Source organism: Streptomyces sp. NPDC008238 (assembly GCF_042956445.1).
Classification (GTDB): Bacteria; Actinomycetota; Actinomycetes; order Streptomycetales; family Streptomycetaceae; genus Actinacidiphila.
Genome location: NZ_JBIBGK010000003.1, coordinates 354,469 through 372,574 on the forward strand (window position 1 = coordinate 354,469; position 18,106 = coordinate 372,574).

General features: G+C 72.1%; 16 protein-coding genes. 10 read left to right on the top strand and 6 right to left on the bottom strand.

Going from position 1 to position 18,106, the window contains the following annotated elements:
* Positions 1 to 98: 98 nt before the first annotated feature.
* Entirely contained in the window at positions 99 to 1,868 is a 1,770-nt protein-coding gene (aspS, locus tag ACFZAU_RS10465) for an aspartate--tRNA ligase (protein WP_500551817.1), read from the bottom strand.
* Positions 1,869 to 1,977: 109 nt separating this feature from the next.
* On the opposite strand from aspS, the gene ACFZAU_RS10470 reads away from it, so the two are divergent.
* From ACFZAU_RS10470 to ACFZAU_RS10485, 4 genes are all read left to right on the top strand, one after another.
* On the top strand, positions 1,978 to 4,074 hold the full coding sequence (locus tag ACFZAU_RS10470) for an ATP-binding SpoIIE family protein phosphatase (protein WP_500551818.1): 2,097 nt from the start codon (positions 1,978 to 1,980) through the stop codon (positions 4,072 to 4,074).
* A gap of 21 nt (positions 4,075 to 4,095) precedes the next feature.
* Positions 4,096 to 4,539, top strand: coding sequence for an SseB family protein (locus ACFZAU_RS10475; protein ID WP_500551819.1), 444 nt, complete (start codon positions 4,096 to 4,098; stop codon positions 4,537 to 4,539).
* 104 nt (positions 4,540 to 4,643) lie between these two features.
* On the top strand, positions 4,644 to 5,597 hold the full coding sequence (locus ACFZAU_RS10480; protein ID WP_500551820.1) for a pirin family protein: 954 nt from the start codon (positions 4,644 to 4,646) through the stop codon (positions 5,595 to 5,597).
* 231 nt (positions 5,598 to 5,828) lie between these two features.
* Positions 5,829 to 6,068, top strand: coding sequence for a DUF397 domain-containing protein (locus ACFZAU_RS10485; RefSeq protein ID WP_499599398.1), 240 nt, complete (start codon positions 5,829 to 5,831; stop codon positions 6,066 to 6,068).
* A 22-nt stretch (positions 6,069 to 6,090) separates the two neighbouring features.
* Here ACFZAU_RS10485 and ACFZAU_RS10490 read toward each other — a convergent pair whose 3' ends face one another.
* Positions 6,091 to 6,576, bottom strand: a complete 486-nt coding sequence (locus ACFZAU_RS10490; protein ID WP_499599399.1) for an ATP-binding protein — start codon at positions 6,574 to 6,576, stop codon at positions 6,091 to 6,093.
* A 193-nt stretch (positions 6,577 to 6,769) separates the two neighbouring features.
* Here ACFZAU_RS10490 and ACFZAU_RS10495 point away from each other — a divergent pair, with 193 nt between their 5' ends.
* On the top strand, positions 6,770 to 7,639 hold the full coding sequence (locus ACFZAU_RS10495) for a Sco1979 family transcriptional regulator (RefSeq protein WP_500551821.1): 870 nt from the start codon (positions 6,770 to 6,772) through the stop codon (positions 7,637 to 7,639).
* Between the two features lie 140 nt (positions 7,640 to 7,779).
* Positions 7,780 to 8,127, top strand: a complete 348-nt coding sequence (locus ACFZAU_RS10500; protein ID WP_500551822.1) for an STAS domain-containing protein — start codon at positions 7,780 to 7,782, stop codon at positions 8,125 to 8,127.
* 24 nt (positions 8,128 to 8,151) lie between these two features.
* On the opposite strand, the gene ACFZAU_RS10505 is transcribed toward ACFZAU_RS10500, so the two are convergent.
* A complete protein-coding gene (locus ACFZAU_RS10505; protein WP_499599403.1) occupies positions 8,152 to 8,574 on the bottom strand; it encodes a CBS domain-containing protein in 423 nt (140 codons plus the stop codon).
* A 120-nt stretch (positions 8,575 to 8,694) separates the two neighbouring features.
* Between ACFZAU_RS10505 and ACFZAU_RS10510 the strand changes: the two genes are divergently transcribed.
* On the top strand, positions 8,695 to 8,964 hold the full coding sequence (locus ACFZAU_RS10510; RefSeq protein ID WP_018559126.1) for a DUF1876 domain-containing protein: 270 nt from the start codon (positions 8,695 to 8,697) through the stop codon (positions 8,962 to 8,964).
* A gap of 40 nt (positions 8,965 to 9,004) precedes the next feature.
* On the opposite strand, the gene ACFZAU_RS10515 is transcribed toward ACFZAU_RS10510, so the two are convergent.
* Positions 9,005 to 10,189, bottom strand: coding sequence for a magnesium and cobalt transport protein CorA (locus ACFZAU_RS10515; protein ID WP_500460902.1), 1,185 nt, complete (start codon positions 10,187 to 10,189; stop codon positions 9,005 to 9,007).
* Positions 10,190 to 10,730: 541 nt separating this feature from the next.
* Here ACFZAU_RS10515 and ACFZAU_RS10520 point away from each other — a divergent pair.
* Both ACFZAU_RS10520 and ACFZAU_RS10525 read left to right on the top strand, forming a co-directional pair.
* Complete coding sequence (locus tag ACFZAU_RS10520) at positions 10,731 to 13,271, top strand: SpoIIE family protein phosphatase (RefSeq protein WP_500551823.1); 2,541 nt, start codon at positions 10,731 to 10,733, stop codon at positions 13,269 to 13,271.
* Between the two features lie 245 nt (positions 13,272 to 13,516).
* Positions 13,517 to 15,163, top strand: a complete 1,647-nt coding sequence (locus ACFZAU_RS10525; RefSeq protein ID WP_499599411.1) for a glycosyl hydrolase family 18 protein — start codon at positions 13,517 to 13,519, stop codon at positions 15,161 to 15,163.
* 75 nt (positions 15,164 to 15,238) lie between these two features.
* On the opposite strand, the gene ACFZAU_RS10530 is transcribed toward ACFZAU_RS10525, so the two are convergent.
* Together ACFZAU_RS10530 and ACFZAU_RS10535 are read right to left on the bottom strand one after the other, a co-directional pair.
* The gene (locus tag ACFZAU_RS10530) at positions 15,239 to 16,738 is read right to left on the bottom strand and encodes a cellulose binding domain-containing protein (RefSeq protein ID WP_500551824.1); all 1,500 of its coding nucleotides are present in this window, start codon (positions 16,736 to 16,738) and stop codon (positions 15,239 to 15,241) included.
* A 172-nt stretch (positions 16,739 to 16,910) separates the two neighbouring features.
* Positions 16,911 to 17,441, bottom strand: coding sequence for a YceI family protein (locus tag ACFZAU_RS10535; RefSeq protein ID WP_500551825.1), 531 nt, complete (start codon positions 17,439 to 17,441; stop codon positions 16,911 to 16,913).
* Between the two features lie 99 nt (positions 17,442 to 17,540).
* On the opposite strand from ACFZAU_RS10535, the gene ACFZAU_RS10540 reads away from it, so the two are divergent.
* Positions 17,541 to 18,047 (top strand): MarR family winged helix-turn-helix transcriptional regulator, encoded by a 507-nt coding sequence (locus tag ACFZAU_RS10540; protein WP_499599415.1) that lies wholly within the window; start codon positions 17,541 to 17,543, stop codon positions 18,045 to 18,047.
* Positions 18,048 to 18,106: the final 59 nt, after the last annotated feature.

The following is an 18,106-nucleotide window of genomic DNA, read 5'->3' on the forward strand; positions in this document are numbered from 1 at the left end:
GACCGGACCGGCGGGGCGGCACGGGACGCGGGCGGACGCCGAGGGGCCCGGAACCGCATGGTTCCGGGCCCCTCGGCGTCACGACGTGGTGCGGGCCGTCAGGCCTTCTTCTCCGGGGGGAGCCGCAGCGCGAGGTGCAGCTCCTTCAGGCGGGCCTCGTCGACCTGGCTCGGGGCGCCCATGAGCAGGTCCTGGGCGTTCTGGTTGAGCGGGAAGGCGATGGTCTCGCGGATGTTGGGCTCGTCCGCGAGCAGCATGACCATGCGGTCGACGCCCGGGGCGATGCCGCCGTGCGGCGGGGCGCCGAAGTGGAAGGCGCGGAGCATGCCGCCGAACTCGTGCTCGACGGTGTCCCGGTCGTAGCCGGCGATCTCGAAGGCCTTGTACATGATCGCGGGCTCGTGGTTCCGGATGGCGCCGGAGGACAGCTCCACGCCGTTGCAGACGATGTCGTACTGCCAGGCCAGGATGTCCAGCGGGTCCTTGGTCTCCAGCGCCTCCAGGCCGCCCTGCGGCATGGAGAACGGGTTGTGGGAGAACTCGACCTGACCGGTGTCCTCGTTCTTCTCGAACATCGGGAAGTCGACGATCCAGCAGAAGCGGAAGACGTCCTCCTCGAACTGGCCGGCCCGCTTCGCGGCCTCGACCCGGACGGCGCCCATGATCTTGGAGACCTCGTCGAACTCGCCCGCGCCGAAGAAGATCGCGTGGCCCGGCTTGGCGTCGACGGCCGCGAGCAGCGCCTTGACGTCGTCCTCGGTGAGGAACTTGGCGATCGGGCCGGTGAGGGTGAGGTCGTCGCCGACCCGGACCCAGGCCAGGCCCTTGGCGCCCTGCTCGACGGCGTAGTCGCCGAGGTTGTCGAAGAACTTGCGCGGCTGCTCGGCGGTGTCCGGCACCGGCAGGGCGCGGACGTGCTTGCCGGCGAAGGCCTTGAAGCCGGAGTCGGCGAAGACCGCGGAGACGTCCACCAGTTCCAGGCGGGCACGCAGGTCGGGCTTGTCGTTGCCGTACTTGACCATCGACTCGCGGAACGGGATCCGCGGGAACGGGGAGGTCACGTGGCGGCCGCCGCCGAACTCCTCGAAGAGGTCGGTCATGACCTTCTCGATGACCTGGAAGACGTCCTCCTGTTCGACGAAGCTCATCTCGACGTCGAGCTGGTAGAACTCGCCGGGCGAGCGGTCGGCGCGGCTGTCCTCGTCGCGGAAGCAGGGCGCGATCTGGAAGTAGCGGTCGAAGCCCGCGATCATCAGCAGCTGTTTGAACTGCTGCGGGGCCTGCGGGAGCGCGTAGAAGGTACCGGGGTGCACGCGGGAGGGCACCAGGAAGTCGCGCGCGCCCTCGGGCGAGGTCGCGGACAGGATCGGGGTGGCCAGCTCGTTGAAGCCGAGCGCCGTCATCTCGCGGCGCAGGAAGCTGATGACCTGGGTGCGCAGCATGATGTTGCGGTGCATGCGGGCGCGGCGCAGGTCGAGGAAGCGGTTGGTGAGCCGCATCTCCTCGTTGGCGTTGTCCTCCGGGAAGACCGGGAACGGCAGCTGGTCGGCGGCGCCGAGCACCTCCAGCTCGGTGACCTCGACCTCGACCGCGCCGGTGGGCAGGTCGGGGTTGACGTTCTCCTCCGAACGGGCGACGACGCGGCCGTCGACGCGCAGCACGGACTCCTTGGACTGGTGGCTCAGCGCCTCGTACGCGGGCGTGCCCGGCCGGGCGACCAGCTGGACCACCCCGTAGTGGTCCCGGAGATCGACGAACAGGATGCCGCCCAGATCCCGGCGATTGTGCAGCCAACCACTCAGGCGCACTTCCGCGTCTACGTCGGTGGCGCGCAGCTCACCGCAGGTGTGGGACCGGTACCGATGCATCGTTCATCCAAGTCGTCTGAAATTCGGGGATGAGGCCTCCCCAGTCTACGGGGGTACGCGCGCCCGACCCCATTCGGATGAAAGCCTCGAAAAACCATAAACTATGCGAATGCGCATCGAGGACGTGCTGGCCTCGCTCGGCACGGGCGTCTGGCGCTGGGACAGCGCCACGGACATGGTGGAGCTCGACGCCGTGTGCGCCGGGCTGCTCGGACTTCCGCCCCGGCCGCAGAGGGTCCACTCAGGGGTGACCCGGGCCTGTTACCACGCCTCCGACTACGTGGACATGTCGGCGGCGGTCGCCCTGGCGGTGGCCGAGGGCACCTCCACCGAGTCTTCGCTGCGCGTGGTCCGCGAGGACGGACGGGTCGTCCGCACGGTCGTGATGCGCACCTTCGGGCTCCCCTCCGCGGACGGCCGGCCGCAGGAGATCGTCGGGACGCTGCAGGAGGCGCCCGCGGTACGCGCGATCAGCGGCACCCGGCCCACCGGGACGGCACCCGCCGCGCCCGCGGACTGGCGGCGGTCCCGCGAGGCCTTCCTGCTGGACGCGGGCCGGGCGCTGGCGGAGGCGGACAGCACCGAGGAGGTGCTCCGCGTCGCCGCCCACCTGTCCATGCCGGGGTTCTCCCCCGACCGCCTCGCCGTCTTCGGCGTCCAGGGTGACCGGCTCCGCGCCATCGGGTTCCATGGGCAGCAGCCCGGCGACGAGGTGCCCTTCCTGGACATGCCGCTCGGCACGGAGTACCCGGCGGCGGTCGTGGTGCGCACCGGCCGTGCGGTCTACCTGCCGAGCCCGCGGGCGTACGAGGAGCGCTTCCCGGCCACGTGGCCAATGGTGCGGGATTTCGGGCGGTCGTCCTGGGCGTATCTGCCGCTGGTCGCCGCGGGCCGCACGATCGGCGCGTGGATGGCTGCCTTCCGGGAACGCGTCGCCTTCACCGCGGACGAGCGGTCGGTGCTGACCACCGTCGCCCGGATGCTCGCCCAGGCGCTGTCGAGGGCGCATCTGCACGAGTCCGAACGGGAGCTGTCCGCGGGCCTGCAGCGCGCGATGCTGCCGGGACGGCGGCCGGCCGTCGAGGGGATGGCGCTGACCGCCCGCTACGTGCCGACCGGCGGCGGGCTGCAGGTGGGCGGCGACTGGTACGACGTGATCGACCTGCCGTCCGGGCGCACCGCGCTGGTCGTCGGGGACGTGCAGGGCCACGACGTGCGGGCGGCGGGGCTGATGGGGCAGTTGCGCATAGCGCTGCGCGCGTACGCCGCCGAGGGGCACCGCCCGGACGCGGTGTTGTCCCGGACCTCCCGTTTCCTGGCCGGGCTCACCCACTGCTCCGAGGAGAGCGAGGACAGCCGTTTCGCCACCTGCCTCTACATGGAGCTCGATCCGGCGAGCGGCACCTTGGACGTGGTACGGGCCGGCCATCTGGACCCGGTCGTGCGGCTGGCGGACGGTACGACGATCGTCCGGCGGACGGCCGGCGGGCTCCCGCTGGGGGTCGTGCCCGACTCCGACTACCCGACCACGCGGCTCACCCTGGAGCCCGGCGAGACGATGCTGATCTGCACGGACGGCCTGATCGAGACCGGGGGCCACGACCTGGACACCGGCTTCGGGCGGGTGCGCTCGGTGCTGGAGGACACGGTCGACGACGGGCTGGAGGCACTCGCCGACACGCTCGTGGAGGCGGTGCACGGGCCGGCCTCGCACCATCTGACCGGCCCGCTCGCCGACCGCCGCGAGGACGACATCGCGCTGCTGCTGGTGCGCCGCGACCCCGTCGGGACGCGGGGCGAGGTCCCGGTGCGGCGCAGTGCGCTCACCGTCGCCCAGACCGACGCCCGGCAGCTGCGGGCGGCCAGGGAGGAGGTCCGCGCGCTGCTGCACGACTGGACGTCCGGGGAACAGGTGGACGCGGCCGTGCTGCTGGTGTCGGAACTGGTCACCAACGTGCTGCTGCACACCGACGACGACGCGGTGCTGGGCGCGCAGCTGCTCGGCTTTCCGGGTGTCCGGCGGCTGCGGGTCGACGTGACCGACCGCAGCGACGACATGCCGCACCGCCGCACCCCGGGCGAGCTGGCGGCCTCCGGGCGCGGACTGCTGCTCCTGCAGGAGATGTCGGACGCCTGGGGCGTGGATCCGCTGGGCGAGGGCAAGGCGATCTGGTTCGAACTCCATGAGGCTCCCGTCCGGGCCTAGCGGCCCGATACGCTGTGTGCCGTGTACGGCTACGACCAGAACGGGATGGCAGGGGCGGCGCCGCCGATGGGCGGGGCCGCGATGGGTGCGAGCTACCCCGAGCCGTCACCGCCCTCGCTGGCGGACGCGGTCCGCGCCTTCACGACGGGCTCGATGTCGGCGGAGGACTTCCAGGCGGTCTTCGCCACGTCCAAGGTCTACTGCCCGCGCGGCGACAACCCCGGTTTCCTGGCGCTGCACGACACGCAGCAGCCGGTGATCCCCATGTTCTCCTCGCTGAAGCAGCTGCGCCGCTACGCCGGCAAGGAGTCCAAGTACTTCGTGATCATGGGCGCCGAGGTGCTGGACCTGCTGCCGACCGGCTACGGCTTCGTGCTGGACATGGAGGGCGAGCACCGGATGGTGTTCGACGCCAAGGCGGTCGAGCAGATGGTGGAGTTCACCATGCGGCGGATGTACGGCTGATCCCGCCGCACCCCACGGAAACCGGACAAAGGCCGGGGAACGGTTGCGGGAAGTTCAGCGTTCAACTATGTTGAACGTTGAACAATACGAGGAGGATCCAGGCCATGCCCGCAGTGACCGTCGAGAACCCGTTGACCCTGCCGCGCGTCCACGCCCCCGCCGACGCGGTACGGCGGCGTGCACTGCAGGTGACCACCGCCCCCAGCGGCTTCGAGGGGGAGGGCTTCCCCGTCCGCCGTGCCTTCGCGGGCATCGACTACAAGAACCTCGACCCGTTCATCATGATGGACCAGATGGGTGAGGTGGAGTACGCGCCCGGAGAGCCCAAGGGCACGCCCTGGCACCCGCACCGCGGCTTCGAGACCGTCACCTACATCATGGACGGCGCGTTCATCCACCAGGACTCCCACGGCGGCGGCGGCACCATCACCGACGGCGACACGCAGTGGATGACGGCCGGCAGCGGGCTGCTCCACATCGAGACCCCGCCCGAGGCGCTGGTCATGAGCGGCGGCCTGTTCCACGGTCTGCAGCTGTGGGTCAACCTGCCCGCCAAGGACAAGATGATCGCGCCGAAGTACCAGGACATCCGCCGCGGCAGCGTCAAGCTGCTGGCGTCGGAGGACGGCGGCGCGCTCATCCGGATCATCGCCGGCGACATCGACGGCCACGAGGGCCCGGGCGCCACGCACACCCCGATCACCATGCTGCACGTCTCGGTGAACCCCGGCGCGGAGCTCACGCTCCCCTGGCGCGCGGACTTCAACGCCCTCGCGTACGGCCTGGCCGGCCGCGGCACCGCGGGCCCGGAGGGCCGGCCCTTCCGCATGGGGCAGGCCGTCGTCTTCGGGCGCGGCGACTCCCTCACGATCCGCGCCGACGAGTCCCAGGAAACGCGCAGCCCGAACTTCGAGGTCGTCCTTCTGGGCGGGCTGCCGATCCGTGAGCCGATGATGCAGTACGGCCCGTTCGTGATGAACACACACGCCGAACTCGCCCAGGCCTTCGACGACTTCAAGGCGGGCCGGCTCGGCACCGTTCCCGCCGGTCAGGAGTGACGGCGGCCGCCGCGGGCGGCTCCGCATTAAACGGCCCCGGCCGGGAATCCGATTCCCGGACGGGGCCGTCGCATACGGTGGGAGCAATTCCGTCGGGCGGTTCGTTGGCCCTTCATTGGCCGCTGCATTCACCCTGAGTGACTGCACGTGCACTTGCACGTGCAGATGCACGTGACTACGTCTCTGGCTATCATCTCCCGTGTCCTGCACGGCACTTACCTGGAGAGAAGCATGCGCCACACGTACAACGGCATGGCCGCGTCCGATCTCCGCGGAGTGGTGTGGCAGAAGAGCCGGCACAGCAATGCGAACGGTCAGTGCGTGGAACTGGCCGCGCTTCCGGACGGCGACGTGGCGGTGCGCAATTCGCGTTTTCCGGACGGACCGGCGCTGATATACACGAAGGACGAGATCGAATCCCTCATCGTGGGGATGAAGAACGGGGAGTTCGATCACTTCGTGGCGAACTGACCCCGGTCGTCCCCGGCACGGTTCAACGGGACGTGCCGTCGTCCTGTCCGGGCATGCGGAAGAGGGCCCAGACGACCTTTCCCGTGCCGGTCAGGGGATGCCAGCCCCAGGTCTCGCTGAAGGACTCCACCAGGTGCAGCCCGCGTCCGGACTCGGCGACGAAGTCGGGGGCCTTGGCGACGGGTCCGTGGTTGCTCGGGTCACGGACCGCGCAGACTACGCGCGTTGACCATCTGACCAGGCTGAGCCTGACGCACCCGTGGGCCGCGTCCTCGGGCAGTGCGTAGCGCAGGGCGTTGGTCACCAGTTCGGAGGCGACGAGTTCGATGCCGTCCTGGAGCTCCTCGAGCTGCCAGGCGTGCAGCGTCGTCCGCGCGAATCTTCGTGCGTCACCGACCGCTTCGTACCGGGGCGGCAGCGGGCAGGAGGTGGCGCTCGACGACGAAAGGCGCTCCGGAACCAGCCCGTCCCATAAGGGCTGCACCCCGGCCGAGCTCTCAGTCCACATGCGCACCACCCGGTATCGGCACGTACGTCATCGTCCCGTACGGCCGGTGGCCGATGCAAGGGGCGGATGCACGTGCATTTGCATGACACGGGGCGGGTGGTGCGGAAGTGACGATCGAGCGTGACCGATCGAGTACTGAACGCAGCGCGAAGATGGCAGACTGCTGGATGCCACGGGGAGAAGGTAGGCGCAAATGACCACAGTGCAGTCAGGAAGCGGATCCATGGTGCGCCGCATCCTCCTGGGCTCGCAGCTGCGCAGGCTGCGCGAGGCGCAGGGCATCACCCGTGAGGCAGCCGGCTACTCCATCCGCGCGTCCGAGTCGAAGATCAGCCGCATGGAGCTCGGGCGCGTGAGCTTCAAGGAGCGCGACGTGGCCGATCTGCTCACCCTCTACGGCATCACCGACGACGCCGAGCGCACGGGGCTGCTCGGGCTGGTGCGGGAGGCCAACGTCGCCGGCTGGTGGCACGGCTTCGGCGACGTCCTGCCGCAGTGGTTCCAGACCTACGTGGGCCTGGAGGAGTCCGCCTCGGTCATCCGGTCCTTCGAGACGCAGTTCGTGCACGGACTGCTGCAGGCCGACGAATACACCCGCGCCGTCATCGAGCTGGGCCACCCGGACGCCCCCGCCGACGAGGTGGAACGCCGGCTGGACCTGCGGCACAAGCGCCAGAAGCTGCTCGGCTCGGAACTCGCCCCGGAGATCGTGGCGGTGATGGACGAGGCCGTCGTGCTGCGCAGGTTCGGCGGGCGTGAGGTGATGCGGGCCCAGGTCGCGCACCTGGCCGAGGTCTCGGAGCACCCCCACGTGACGGTGCAGTTGCTGCCGCTGGAGTTCACCGGGTACTCCGCCGGGGCCAGCGGTACCTTCACCCAGCTGACCTTCCCGGAGTCCGACGTGCCGGACGTCGTCTACGTGGAGCAGCTCACCGGGGCGATGTACATCGACAAGCGCGAGGAGGTCGACCAGTACCGCGTCGTCATGGCGAAGCTCCGCGCCGACTGCCTCTCCCCGGAGGCCACCAGGGACCGGCTGAACGCCGTCCTCCGCGACATCTGAGCGTGCCCGGCGGCACCCACCGGGTGCCGCGGCGGCCCCTCTGAACAGGGGTTTTGCAGCTTTTCACAGATCTCACTCGATCGAGTGAAGTGGACCTTGACGCATTGGTCGGGTCATCGGCCCGGTGATCTCATGCTCCGGTGAGCCCGTACCTGCGGACCCGCACGACCGACGGGTGCGTCGTGGTCGAACTCAGCGGGGAGATCGACATCGTGGCGGCGATCGAGATCACTCCGCTGCTCGACGCGCTGACCCGCGCCCCCCGCACGGACCTCGTCGTCGACCTGGGGCCGGTCGACGTCATCGACTGTTCCGGACTCGCCGCGCTGTGCCGCGTACGGAGCCGGGTCCACGGCAACGGCGGGCGGGTGCAGTTCGTCTGCGCCCGGCCCCCGACCCTCAGGGTCCTGCACGCCACCGGGCTGCTGAAGGCCTTCCGGCCGGTGCCGAGCGTGGACGAGGCGCTCGCCCGGATCGGGCGGCCGTGACCGCCCCGTCCACACGGCCGTGGGTCAGTCCGAGCAGACGGCCGACACGAACTCGGCGACCCGTTCCTGCGGCAGGTGGCGGGCCACGTCGGCCTCGCTGATCATGCCGATGAGGCGGTGCGCGGGATGGTCGATCACCGGCAGCCGGCGCACCCGGTACTCCTCCATCAGTTCCAGCACCCGGTCGATCTGCTCGTCCCCCTCGATGATCTGCGGCCGGCCCATGGCCAGCTCGCCGCAGGTGACCTCGGCCGGGTCGCGTCCCTCGGCGACGCACTTCAGCACGATGTCCCGGTCGGTGACGATGCCGACCAGCACGTCGTCGTCCCCGCAGATCGGCAGCGAGCCGATGTCCTGCTCGCGCATGATCCGGGCCGCGTCGGTGAGGCTCTCGCGCTCCCCTACGCACATGGCGCCGGGGTGCATGATGTCCAGTGCGGTGGTCATGACGGCGCCTCCTTGTGGCGTGGACCGATTTCCTTTGGCTCCATCGTCACCCTGGTGGAGTACTTCCGCGATAGGGAGCACGCTGGAAGGAGACACCGGGACCGCTGGAGGTGTTCCGTCATGCAGACCCTCGTCGGATGGCACATAGAGATGGACTTCCGGGAGGACGGCGCGCGGACGAAGGCCGCCGCGCTGCTCCGCCTCCCGGACGGCACTGAGGTCCGGTCGCACGGCCACGCCAACCGGCATCCCTCCGACCCCGAGCAGGAACGGGTCGGCGAGGAACTCGCGGCGGCCAGGGCGCTCAACGACCTCGCCCGTCAGCTCCTCGGCAAGGCGGCGCACGAGATCGAGGAGGTCACCCGCGTGCCCGCGCACCCCAGGATCTGAGCCCCCGGGATCCGAGCGGGCCGGGCCCGGCCCGGCGCCCTCACAGCCAGCCGCGCCGCTTGAAGACCAGGTAGAGGCTGACGCAGACCACGCCCATCAGCAGGATCGCGAAGGGGTAGCCGAGCAGCCAGTGCAGCTCGGGGATGTGGTCGAAGTTCATGCCGTAGATCGTGCCGACGAGCGTGGGCGCGAAGAGGATGGCGGCCCAGGCGGAGATCTTCTTGATCTCCTCGTTCTGCTCGAAGCCGGCCTCCGCGAGCGCCCGCATCTCGGCGTTCTGCTGCTGCGCGACGAGGGTCGCGTTGAGGGTGAGCAGGTCGCCGAGCGCCTGCCGGAAGCCGTCCACCCGCTCGATGGTGTGCGTGACGTGGTCGGCCACGTCGCGCAGGTAGCGCTGCAGTTCCTCGTCGGTGCCGTACTTCACGAAGCCCGCCTGCAGCCCGTCCAGCATGGGGACGAGCGGGCGGGTCGCGCGCTGGAACTCCAGCACCTCCTGGGAGAGCTCGTAGATCCGGCGGGAGACCTGCGGGTCGCCGCCGAAGACCTGGATCTCGCTCTCCTCCATGTCCTTCTCGACCCCCGCGACGACCGGCGCGTAGCCGTCGACGACCGTGTCGAGTATCGCGTAGAGCACCGCCTCGGGCCCGAGCGTCAGCAGTTCGGGGTTGCTCTCCATGCGGCGCCGCACGGCGGACAGGTCGGGGGCCGCGCCGTGGCGGACGGTCAGCACGAAGCCGGGGCCGACGAAGATGTGCAGCTCGGCGAAGTCGACCTCCTCCGGGGCGTCCAGGTAGCGGGCGGCGCGCAGGACGACGAAGAGGGTCTCGCCGTAGCGCTCCAGCTTGGGGCGCTGGTGGGCCTGGATCGCGTCCTCCAGGGCCAGCGGGTGCAGGTCGAACTCCTTCGCCAGCGACACCAGCTCGGCCTCGCTCGGCCGGTAGAGCCCGATCCACGCCATCGCGCCCGGTTCCGCGCGCAACTGGGTGTACGCCTCGGCGAGCGAGGAGGGTGTGGCGATGCGCCGGCCGTCGCGGTACAGGGCCGCGTCCATCACGCTGCTCACGCCGGCGACCGCGGTCTCCGCGATCCGCGGCTCCAGGGAGGCGTCGCCCTCCCCGGCCGGGGGTGCGGACGGCCGTGCGGGGCGGGCCGTCCTCGCCGTCCTGGTCCTCTCCTTCGCCGAGTTCCTCAGTGCGCGCAGGGCTCGCAGTCGACGCCCGGACACCGGCAGCACCCCCTCCTTCGGGCCTTCCGAGCAGGGTAGCCCGAGCCCGCCGGGAAGGGCCGCACCTCACCCGCACCGGCACCCGGGCCCGCGTTCGCCGACGTACCGGCCGCGGCCTCGGTGGGCCGGCCGGCGCTGCTCGTGGTCTTCGTCCCGCCCGCGATACGGCGGTACGCACGCGGGGGGCGGTGACCGGGACCGACGAGTAACCTGATTCGCGAGGGACACGGGGGACACGGGGGGCGTACTCCGGAGGTCTTGATGGACGTCCCGGTGCTCTTCGGCCGGTTTCTCCTCGCGCCGCCCGCCCCTGCGGGGCCCGCCGTCCGCCCCGAGGACCCGTTCCCGCCGGGCGTGCTCCGCGGGCCGCTCCCCTCCGCCTTCCCCTCCCGCCCCGGCCACGGGCTCCGGCAGGCAGCCGGCCCGTTCTCCGACCCGCCCTCCCCGCTTCCCGTGACGCCGTGAGCGGCACCCCTCGGGCGGGAAGAACAAGAACGGTGAGCGGAGCGTAACGTTGCGGGCGGATACGGAGTGGCTGGCCATGGGGACTCCCGAGGAACGCGTGGACGCGGGCGTGGCGGACGCCGTCACGTTGCTGCTCGACGCCGAAGGGAAGCTGCTGACCTGGCCCCCCGCCGCCGAGCGGCTGCTCGGCCGCCGGGCGGCGGACGTCATCGGCACCCCCGCGGTGGGCCTGCTCGCCCCGGAGGACGCCGCACGGCCGCCGGAGATCACCGAGCGCTGCCGTACCGAGGGCGGCTGGACGGGCGCGCTGCGGCTGCGTCGCGACGACGGCCTGAGGGTCACGCTGGGCGTACGGGTGGCCGGGCTCCCGGAGGGCGTCGTCGGCTCGTCGGCCCGCTGGATGGTCCTGGCTGCGGAGTCCCGCAGCACCGCCCGGTCGTCGGCGTCCGGGATGACCCCGACGATGCTGGAGCGGATCGTGGGCCAGACGCCGATCGGGCTGGCCGTGGTCGACACCGAACTGCGCTGCGTCTGGTCGAACGCGGCACTGGAGCGCTTCGGCGGCGGCCCCTCCCAGGAGCGGCTGGGCCGCCGGCTCGCGGAGATCCAGCCGGGCCTGAACGCCACGGTCCTGGAGGCGCAGATGCGCCAGGTCCTGGAGACGGGCGTCCCGGTGATCGACTACGAGCACGTCGGACGGTTCCGAACCGACCCGCGCCGCGAGCAGGCGCACGCGATGTCCTTCGTGCGGCTGGAGGACGAGCGCGGCGTCCCCGTGGGCGTCTGCTACTCCGTGGTGGACATCAGCGACCGCTGGCGGGCCAGGAAGCGGCTGTCGCTGCTGGACCGGGCCAGCGAGCACATCGGCCGCACCCTGGACGTGATGCACACCGCGCAGGACCTGGCGGACGTGGTCGTGCCGGACCTCGCCGACTACGTGGCGGTCGAGTTGCTGGAGTCGGTCATCAAGGGCGCGGAGCCGCAGCCCGGCCCGCTGGGCGACGCGGTCACCGTGCCGCTGCGCCGCGGCGGGATGCGGTCGGCGCGGCAGGGCGAGCCCCAGCCGGCGTTCGGCATCGGGGCGGTCTCCACGTACCAGGAGGACACCCCGCCGATCCGCTGCCTGACCGACGGCACGTCCTTGCTCAGCTCGCGGCTGGACCCGCTGGAGCGGGAGTGGGCCGCAGGCCCGGCCGGCGACCGGGTGCTCCACTTCGGTGAACTCGGCCTGCACACGGCGATGGTGGTGCCGATCCGGGCCCGCGGGGTCACCCTCGGCGTGACCCTCTTCTTCCGGGTGCGCCGTGCCGACCCCTTCGACGGGGAGGACCTGCGGCTGGCGGAGGAGGTCGTCGCCAGGGCCGCGGTCTGCCTGGACAACGCGCGCCGCTACACCCGGGAACGGGACGCGGCCCTCGTGCTGCAGCGCAGCCTGCTGCCGCACACCTTCCCCCCGCAGGACGCGGTGGAGGTCGCCACCTACTACCGGCCGGCGGACGAGCTGTCGGGCGTGGGCGGCGACTGGTTCGACGTCATCCCGCTGTCCGGGGCGCGGGTCGCGCTGGTGGTGGGGGAGGTGGTGGGCCACGGCATCGAGGCGGCCGCGACGATGGGCCAGTTGCGTACGGCGGTGCGGACCCTGGCCGACCTCGACCTGCCGCCGGAGGAGCTGCTGGCGCACCTGGACGACCTGGTCGTCCAGGTGTCCCGGGGGGCCGGGGAGTCCGCGACCGTCGGGGTCGGCGGCAGCGCGCTCGGGTCGAGCTGCCTGTACGTGACGTACGACCCGGTCAGCAGGCACTGCGTCATGGCCAGTGCCGGCCATCTGCCGCCCGCCGTGCTCCGGCCCGCGGGCGAGCGGTGCGGGGCCGAGGGCGGGGAGGCCGTCCGCTTCCCCGAGCTGCCCATCGGCCCGGCGCTGGGCCTGGGCGGACTGCCCTTCGAGGCGACCGAGTTGCAGATGGAGGAGGGCAGCGTCCTCGCGCTGTACACCGACGGCCTGGTCGCGCCGGTGGAGGGCGCGGGGGACATGCCGGACAGCGGGCGGAGCCGGCTGCGGGCCGCCCTGGAGGCGGAGGACGTGCCGCTGGACGCGCTGTGCCGCGGTGTCGTCGACGAACTGGCTCCCGCCCGCCCGCACGACGACGTGGCGCTGCTGCTGGCCAGGACGCGCTGCCTGGACCTCGGCCGGGTGGCCTCCTGGGACCTGCCCGCCGACCCCGCGGTCGTGGGCCGGGCGCGTGCGCTGTCCACCCGGCAGCTGGAGGACTGGGGCCTGGGCGACCTCGCCTTCACCACCGAACTGGTCGTCAGCGAGCTGGTCACCAACGCGATCCGGCACGGTTCCGGTCCGATCCGCCTCCGGCTGATCCTGGAACGCGCGCTGATCTGCGAGGTCTCCGACGCCAGCAGCACCTCGCCGCACCTGCGGCACCCGCGCACCAGCGACGAGGGCGGTCGCGGGCTGTTCCTGATCTCGCAGTTCGCGCAGCGGTGGGGCACCCGCTACACGGACGAGGGGAAGATCATCTGGGCCGAGCAGTTCCTCGACGGCCACGGTCCCGACGTGGGCATCGACATCGGCATCGACACGGTGACGGTGGGCGGGCCGGCCTGACGCCGGGTTCCGCCGCGCGCGTACGCCCGTTCCCCCGTACGGCCGTTCAACCGCACGCCCGTACGCTCCGGCGCCTTTGCCGGGGCGTCGTGCTGCGGGCCGGGGGGACGGGGATGGTCCAGACCTATTGCCATCTGGTCCAGACCTTTCTACCCTGCGAGGGAACTGTGGTGGGCATGACATGGTGTCAACCGTCCACCAGGCGGCACTGGTTTCCCCGTCGGCCCCCCACTCGAGGAGCACCCTTGAGCACTGGAGACACCCCACGCACTCCACGCACCAGACGCATCAGGACCACAGCCGCCGCGGGACTCACCGCGCTGCTGCTCCCGCTCGCCGCACTCGTCGGCCTGGCCACGCCGGCCCATGCCGCGGGTACCACCGCCACGTACACCAAGACCCAGGACTGGGGCACGGGGTTCGAGGGCAAGTGGACGATCACCAACGGCGGTTCGTCGCCGATCAGCAGCTGGACCGTCGAGTGGGACTTCCCCGCCGGCACCTCGGTGACCTCGGCGTGGGACGCCGACGTGACCGGCTCCGGCACCCACTGGACCGCCAGGAACAAGAGCTGGAACGGCACCCTGGCCCCGGGCGCCAGCATCAGCTTCGGCTTCAACGGCGCCGGTAGCGGCAGCCCGAGCGGCTGCAAGCTGAGCGGCGGCTCCTGCACCGGCGGTGGTGGTGGCGACCCGACGCCCACCCCGACCCCGACGCCGACCCCCACCCCGACGCCCACGCCGACCCCGACGCCGACCCCCACCGGCCCCGCGGGGAGCAAGATCCGCCTGGGCTACTTCGCCGAGTGGGGCGTCTACGGCCGCAACTACCACGTCAAGAACCTGGTGACCTCGGGCTCGGCGAGCAAGCTGACCCACATCAACTACGCCTTCGGCAACGTCACCAACGGCCAGTGCGCCATCGGCGACTCCTACGCCGACTACGACAAGGCCTACACCGCCGACCAGAGCGTGGACGGCGTCGCCGACACCTGGGACACCGGGGCGCTGCGCGGCAGCTTCAACCAGCTGCGCAAGCTGAAGAAGCAGTACCCGAACATCAAGATCCTGTGGTCGTTCGGCGGCTGGACCTGGTCCGGCGGCTTCGGCCAGGCGGCCGCCAATCCGACCGCCTTCGCCAACTCCTGCTACAACCTGGTCGAGGACCCGCGCTGGGCCGACGTCTTCGACGGCATCGACATCGACTGGGAGTACCCGAACGCCTGCGGCCTGTCCTGCGACACCAGCGGGGCCTCGTCCTTCAAGACCCTGATGTCCGCGCTGCGCACCAGGTTCGGCTCCAACAACCTGGTCACCGCGGCCATCACCGCCGACGGCACCAACGGCGGCAAGATCGACGCCGCGGACTACGCGGGCGCCGCGCAGTACGTCAACTACTACAACGTGATGACGTACGACTACTTCGGCGCCTTCGACGCGGACGGCCCGACCGCCCCGCACTCCCCGCTCACCTCCTACAGCGGCATCCCGATCGCCGGGTTCTACTCCGACGCGGCGATCCAGAAGCTGAAGGGCAAGGGCATCCCGTCGAACAAGCTCAACCTGGGCATCGGCTTCTACGGCCGCGGCTGGACCGGCGTCACCCAGTCCGCCCCGGGAGGCTCGGCGACCGGCGCCGCCCCGGGCACCTACGAGGCGGGCAACGAGGACTACAAGGTCCTCAAGAACACCTGCCCGGCCACCGGTACCGTCGCGGGCACGGCGTACGCGCACTGCGGCAACAACTGGTGGAGCTACGACACCCCGTCGACCATCGCGGGCAAGATGGCCTACGTGAAGAACCAGGGCCTCGGTGGCGCGTTCTTCTGGGAGTTCAGCGGCGACACGGGCAACGGTGAGCTGATCACCGCGATCAACAACGGTCTGAGCTAGGCGTCGCGAGCTGGGCCGTACGGGCCGGAGGGGCGGGTTCGGGCCGCCCCTCCGGCCCGGTCGCGTTCGGGGCCGTCAGCCGGTGGCGCAGGACGCGCCGTCGAGGGTGAAGCCCGTGGGCGGGGAGGACGTGCCGGACCGGGTGCCGACCAGCCCGAAAGTGACCGAACCGCCCGCCCGGACGTCTCGGTTGTAGTCCTCGGCCCGGGCGGTGACCGTACCGCCGCGCTGGGAGAAGTCGGCGTCCCACATCTGGGTCACGCGCCGGCCGTCGGAGTACCGCCAGCCGACCGTCCAGCCGTGGAGGTCCTTCCGGGTCGTCAGGGTGACCTCGGCCTGGAAGCCGTCGTACCAGCGGTCGGTCACCTCGTAGGTGACCGTGCAGGACGGCGCCGGCGGCTTCGCCGGGGCCTCCTGGGCGGGCGGCGCGCTGGAGGACGGCGCGCGGTCGGCGGCGGGGATGGTGTGCTCGGCGGCGGAGGGCTCGATCTCCTCGGGGAACCGCGCGCTCCCGCCGGGTTCGGCCGCCCCGGAGGCGCCGGACGCGCCCGGGGACGGCAGCGGCGGGAAACCGGGACCGTCGGGGGCGGCGCCGTCGTTGCCGCCCTGGGCCGTCGGCGCGGCCTCGGCGGAGCGGGGGGCGGAGTCGTCGGCGGTGACCAGGGCCGTCAGGCAGACCACGGCGGCCAGCGCCGCGACCGCGCCGGCCACGGCGGCCCTGCCCCCGGGTATCCGGCGCCCGGCCCGCACGGCACGGGCGGTACGGGAGGCACGGGCGGTACGGGCCGCCCGTCGTGACGGCGGGGGCGGCACGGCGCCCCGCCCGGCCGCCCGGCGCCGGGCCTCCAGGTAGGCGGGACCCGCCCAGCCCAGCACCCCTTCGGCCAGCGCCTCTGCGGGGCCGCCGCCGAACGGGGTCAGGCAGACGGCGGCCCGCGCGCAGTCCGCGCAGCCGCGCAGGTGCCTGCGCAGGTCCTCGGGTGCCGCGTCGACGGGCATCCGGGTGGCCGCGTCCAGCAGCCGGGCGTAGCCCTGGCACTCGTCGGAGGGCGGTTCCTCCTGGTGGGCACGGAGGCAGCGGTCCCGGAAGTCCTGCCGGGCCCGGTCGGTCTCCCGCTCCGCGGCGACGACGTCGATGCCCAGCGCGCGGGCGGTGACGGCCGCGGGGCGGCACTCGACCTCGGCGAACCACAGCAGTGCCGCGTCCGCCTCCGCCATGTCCCGCAGCCCGCGCAGGGCCAGCGGCTCGGGGCGCGCCGCCCTGCCGCGGCGTGCGGCGCGTTCCGCGTTGAGCCAGATCCGGAACTCCGGGTGCAGGCTGTCCCCCTCGCCCCGGGCCTGCCAGTCCGCGGCGGTGTCCCGTACGGCGGTCAGGAGCAGCGGCAGCGGCGGCAGTCCCGGTCCGGGCGCGGGGTCCATGGCGTCGGACGTCAGGTCCAGGCCGCGTTCGAACGCGTCGGCGGCGAGCAGTCCGCCGTCCTCGGGGGAGAGTGTGCACAACTGGGCGAAGCACAGCGCTTCCGCCCAGAGCTCGGACAGCGGTACGGCCTCGGGGACCGGGGCTGCGGAAGTCATCGGGCGGGGGACCAACCCTTCGGCGTCGGGAGGCGGTTGCGCCTGCGCCTGGTGGTGCGGGGAGCCTTTCACGGTTCCCACACAAGTAGCAAGGCGCGACTTCGTTTGCCGACGGGGTGGTTGGGGCCTGAGCGAGGCTGTGCGGTTCTGCGCCCCCGGTGAGCGGTCCCGGTCAGTCGCGGTGGACGAAGCGGGCGACGACCGAGAGGGCCGCGGCGCCCTTGATCATGCCCATCCGGTTCCACGTGAGCCCGAAGTCGGCCCGGTCGACGAGTACGTCCACGGTGAGCACGACGGCGTCCGCGGAGGGGGACTCGACGCGGCCGGTGAGGGCGACCGGGCGGGTGGTGCCGCGGACGGTCAGCTCGCCGTCGGCGGAGAGGGTGCCGTCGGTGCCGGCGGTGACCCGGTGGGCGGTGAAGACGATCGCCGGGTGGGCGTCGGCGTCGAGGAATTCGGCGGAGCGCAGGTGGGTGTCGCGCTGCTTGTTGCCGGTGTCCAGGGAGGCGGCGCCCACGGTGAGGGTGCCCCGCGCGGTGCCGTCGGCGGCGAGTTCGCCCTCGCCGCCGACCTCGCCGAACGCCCCCTTCACGGTGGCCGCGCCCCACATCGTGCGGTGGCGGAGCCGTACGGCCGAGGCCGCGGGGTCGAGGGTCCAGGTGCCCGTGCGCAGGCCGGTGGGGGTGGTCGTCGAGTCGGTCATGGGTGCCGCACCCTTCGTAGCTCGGCCGGCCAACCGTGATAGCTAGCCAGATATTAAGTAGCCAGTTAGACAATAACCGGCGTTGGTACGCTGGGCAATGTGACGGCGGAGATCCACGCGGAGACGGACGGCCGGTGCCCGGGCACCGCCGACCTGCACCTGCTCGCGCGGTGGGACGCGCTCCAGTCCGGCTTCCGGCGGGTCACCGACCAGTTGCTGGCGGACGTCGAGGCACGGTCCGGGCTGGCCCCGTCCTCGTTCCAGGCGCTGTGGTTCCTGATGACCACCCCGGAGCGCTCCGCGCCCATGCACCGGCTCGCGGGCACGCTGGGCTTCACCACGGCGGGCACCACGAAGGTCGCCGACCGCCTCACGGAGGCGGGGCTCATCGAACGCCGCCCCTGCCGGGACGACCGGCGCGTCACCCTGGCGGTGCTGACCGAACAGGGCCTCCGGGTGGCCATGACGGCGGCGCTCACGCTGGCCGACGCGCTGCGCGAGCGCGTGGTCGGCCCCCTCGGCGGCCCGGAACGGTTCGAGGCCCTCACGGACGCGGTCACCGCCGTCGACCCCGATCCGCCGTCCGGGCCGCCCTGCGACGGCTGAGGAGCGGCGGGTCCCCCGCAGCGGGGGCCGCGGCCGGGGCGTCGGGCTGCCGTCGCGGC